This is a genomic window from Planktothrix sp. FACHB-1355 (assembly GCF_014748295.1).
Classification (GTDB): Bacteria; Cyanobacteriota; Cyanobacteriia; order Cyanobacteriales; family Aerosakkonemataceae; genus Aerosakkonema; species Aerosakkonema funiforme_A.
This window is the reverse complement of the sequence record NZ_JACJUP010000665.1, coordinates 1-3,892: the sequence shown is the minus strand read 5'-3', so window position 1 is coordinate 3,892 and position 3,892 is coordinate 1. Positions and strand designations below refer to the sequence as shown.

The 3,892-nt window shown below is 42.7% G+C and carries 4 protein-coding genes; all 4 read right to left on the bottom strand.

What is annotated here, in order from left to right; genetic code table 11:
- Positions 1–60: 60 nt before the first annotated feature.
- The 4 genes from H6S82_RS22655 to H6S82_RS22640 all read right to left on the bottom strand — a co-directional run bounded on the left by H6S82_RS22655 (position 61) and on the right by H6S82_RS22640 (position 3,770).
- Complete coding sequence (locus tag H6S82_RS22655; protein WP_190460963.1) at positions 61–2,547, bottom strand: GH116 family glycosyl hydrolase; 2,487 nt, start codon at positions 2,545–2,547, stop codon at positions 61–63.
- 131 nt (positions 2,548–2,678) lie between these two features.
- Entirely contained in the window at positions 2,679–3,041 is a 363-nt protein-coding gene (locus H6S82_RS22650) for a type II toxin-antitoxin system RelE/ParE family toxin (protein WP_190460961.1), read from the bottom strand.
- Positions 3,031–3,285 carry a hypothetical protein gene (locus H6S82_RS22645; RefSeq protein WP_190460958.1) on the bottom strand — a complete coding sequence of 85 codons (255 nt, stop codon included), beginning with the start codon at positions 3,283–3,285 and terminating at the stop codon, positions 3,031–3,033. Before H6S82_RS22645 ends, H6S82_RS22650 begins: the two co-directional genes overlap by 11 nt.
- A 242-nt stretch (positions 3,286–3,527) precedes the next feature.
- Positions 3,528–3,770: a type II toxin-antitoxin system death-on-curing family toxin gene (locus H6S82_RS22640; RefSeq protein ID WP_242057074.1), complete on the bottom strand. Its 243-nt coding sequence runs from the start codon at positions 3,768–3,770 to the stop codon at positions 3,528–3,530.
- Positions 3,771–3,892: the final 122 nt, after the last annotated feature.

Sequence of the window (3,892 nt, the reverse complement as noted above, 5' to 3'; positions counted from 1 at the left end):
AAAGTTGTAAGTTGGGTTTCACTACCGTTCAACCCAACCTACGAATAGATTAGCTAATCCCTAGCTCCCTGTTGTCAAAACATGATAGATTCCCCAAATTGCCATCGCTCGCAAGTAATAACTGGCGCGAAAAGTACCCGCAGCGGTAATCGCTTCCGGTGTCCGAAATTGCAAACCATTTTCGTATACTTGCCTTACCACAGCTTCTGTAAGTTGAAACGCTTCATCTTTCATTCCCATTTGCACAAGAAAAGCCGCCAAACCAAAATTAATTCCCGTCCAAATTTCCAAAGGATGAGTAGCATCGGGTTTTTCCGGAGAACCATCAAGTTTGAGACCGTTAGCAGCGCCTAATTTACCGTCCTGGAACTTCAAAAAGCAGGAATTGTAAACGGTTTTGAGAGCTAAAAGAACGCATTCATTCGGTACAATATCTGGCAATCCCAGCAAACGTGCGTAAAATTGACCGCACAATTGATCTGCCATCACCACATCGGAACCGCTTTCACTATCGAGTTTATAATATTGACCGTTCCAAAGTTTTTCCTGATAGATCGATCGCGCTTTCGCCAACCAACCTTTATAAGTATCGATCGCTTCTTGAATCTCTTCTTGAATCTTTTCTTGTGGAACAGGCGTCCCGCCTGTCATTGTCATCCCCAATCCCCGTTCCCTTAAAATTTGGCCGATTGCGATCGCACCCTCCAACGCCGCCAACCACAACCCCCCACAATAAGCACTAACTCCCCGCAGACGCCAATCATCAAACGTCTGATCCGGCGCACCAGAATTTTCCGGGATACCATCGCCATCGCGATCGAACTCTTTCAGATAAGCAAGTGTCTGCACTATACTTGACCAACAATCCTGCAAAAATTCGACATCAGTCTTACCCGTAAACACAAAATAGCGATAAACCTGCAACACAAAATCGCAAGATAAATCCTTCCACAAATTGCAATCTTGATAGCTGGTATAGTTAGTTTTCTCCCAAGGATGTTCGTTCGGCGCACCCAAATCGTGCGGCGTTGCATCGACAGCTTTGCGAATAGCCGATGCGTTGTTATAACCGATAATTCTAGGAGTATCATCGCTGGTAGAAATTGCTCGCGCATATGCTTCTAACACCGCTTTATCTAATTTCGGCCAAAGCATTATGACGGGAAAAGAACCGTAAAGTCGCACATCCAAACTTTCATACCAACGATAATCTATGCACTCCAGCACTCCAAATTGACCGATCGGATCGTCCTCGGAAGCTGCTGTCCACAGCGTACCACCGCTTGTTAAGTCGTAAAGTTCGTTGAATAAAGCCATCTTAAACCAAGAAGGTAAATCCTCGCGATCGAGAATTGGTTGTTGCCAAGCTTCTATTCTTTCTCGCCAAGTTTCGTAATGTTTTAATGCTGTACGAACCATCGACCAAGCATTCTTCCCGTTGCGACCGAAGAAATCTGTATAGCGTCGGTAATATTCAATTCCTGCCGCAAATTCGGTAATCGGCAAATCCCAAGCTAATATAAACGGAATTTTGCGAGTTTTACCCGGTCTAATCGTAAAACGAACTGCGATCGCAGCTGCGATTTGTTCCCCGTCAGCACAGGGTTTTTCATTTTCGCGATCGGGTAAAGAACCATCCGCCGCAAAACTTTGCCAAACATCCGCACCATCGCCAACAGGATTCCAACGAGAGTGATAAAATACTTCTATTGCTGGGTTAGCCAAAGTTGCGATCGCCCATTGTCCTTCTCCCTCTTTCACATCATAAATATCGGGACGACCGCGATCCAGCACGCAACCTCGCCGAAATTCATTTTCAACCCATTGATTGAAATTGCCCGTACTATTTCCCAGCTGCGGTTGATATTCGTAAACCGGACTGCCATCATCGCGAACAGTGACCTGGGGTTTTTTAATCGCATTAGTAAACCAACCCACCATATTTTGCCAAGTCAGCATTATACTGATAGTAATTGGCTTGTCTGTAGGGTTGTGGGCAGTCCATTCAAAAATTGCGATCGGATAAGAACTTTCCTGATAATTTCCCGCCCAAATTGGTGAAAATTGTTCGCAAATTAAGTTAGCCTCAAATACATTCTCGTAAACAAACCAACTGCGCGGATATAGAGCATAATAACTTCCTGTATTTGTCTGTTCTTCTGTCAAATTGTCACTAACTGCTGACTGTTGACTGCTGACACCAGAAGCGGGATACCATTTCCAAGCAGACAAAGTACCATCAGTAGGAGATTCCGTACACAAAGCATAAGCTTGCTTGCTTCTTTCTGTCTCTTCAAATACGCTGAATTGGCAAGCTGGGAAGTTCTGAAATATATGTTCTCCCCCATCGATTTGCCAGAGGTTAAAATCCCCCCGCGAGGAACGACCGATACAACCCGCGCCAAAACCACCCAAGGGCGAACCGTGCCAAGGGCCATCATCTAAATTGCTAGCTAAGCGAACTTTGTAGGGGTTGTCCCAACCTAAACCGATCGCACGCTTCCAGGTAATGTTGGGAATTTGTGGGGAAAAGGGCTGATTTGTCATCGGGTTTTGCTTAGGTGATACTCCTTGTAAGGATACACCAAATCTCTAAATCTCTATTCTTTTATAGTAGTTTTCAGAGACAACTAAAATAACTCGATCGACTTACCCAATTATCAATCCGCAGTTCATATTTATTCATCGCCCTCGAACTCAGCTAAGATACTGCTAATCTCGTTAGGACTGATATCTTCTCGCTCTAATTTAGAATAAATTGTTAATAAAAGTACGCTCGTCGGTGATTCCACTTGATAGATGAGTCGATCGCCTGCGCTTTTCCCTTTTTGGATGTCGCTATTTTTGACTCTCACCTTGAAAATGACATATTCTTCACCCATTACGGGGATGCGATCGCCAATAAAATTACCACCTTGTAGTTGTTCGATAATTTGCTGAGTATCTAACCGTATCTTGCGATATTTTTTCGATAATTCCCGCAAATTCCGTTTGTACTCAGGTGTTAAATCAATTTGTACAAAAGGCGTGTCATGCAACATCTATTCCCTCCCACATTTCAGAAAGGGGTATGCGTTGACCTGTTTTTGCTTCTTGTAATGCTCTCCTAAGACTGGCTTTGATTTCTTCAATGGGGGTATCATCAGGATCGATTTCAGCTGCTTCTGTTACTTCCGGAAAAAGTACGATAACTCGCACGCGACTGGGAGCGAAGTTTTCGATAGGTCGATCGAGGGATAATTGACCTTTTTCGTCGATGGTTCCTGTTAATTCAATGGCTTTCATATGTTTTTCCTGAAGTCGCTTGACGTTAATTATATCATATTTGATGATGGTTTAAGGCTGTTTATATTTGAGCGCCCAGAGTGAGAAACCCGGTTTCTTAAAGATATTTAGTTTTACCCAACAGTCCCTAACTAGAAACCCGGTTTCTTTTATTAATCAGATTTGATTTGTCTGTAATCGAAATAGCGATATTTCGCTTTCTTTCTCTTTTTTTGGGTTCTATGGGTATTTGTAATTGGGCTTTAGGCTTTCTTTTCAATGCTATTATATAGGTTTTCTTCCCTTAAATTCAAGGTAATAATTACCGATTGTAACCAATGGGTAAATTCCTCTCTTGTCATTTCTCCTGATGCAACTTGAAGAATTACTTTTTCTTGTTCTTCTACATTGGCATTAATTTCAAAACCATTCAGGACTAAAAAAACTTCCATTGCTGCATGACCTGTTCTTTTATTCCCATCCAGAAAAGGATGATTTTTAATCAAAGTAAAAGCCTAATGCTGCGGCTTTTTCTGGAAGAGTTGTATACAGTTATTGACCCGCAAAAGTCATTTGCGGTTGAGCAACAGCCGATTCCAGTAAACCCGGATTTGTAATTCCTAAACCC

Excerpts from the sequence above, each read along its gene's own strand:
- H6S82_RS22655 (WP_190460963.1), bottom strand. The coding sequence starts at position 2,547 with ATGACAAATCAGCCCTTTTCCCCACAAATTCCCAACATTACCTGGAAG.
- H6S82_RS22650 (WP_190460961.1), bottom strand. The coding sequence starts at position 3,041 with ATGTTGCATGACACGCCTTTTGTACAAATTGATTTAACACCTGAGTAC.
- H6S82_RS22645 (WP_190460958.1), bottom strand. The coding sequence starts at position 3,285 with ATGAAAGCCATTGAATTAACAGGAACCATCGACGAAAAAGGTCAATTA.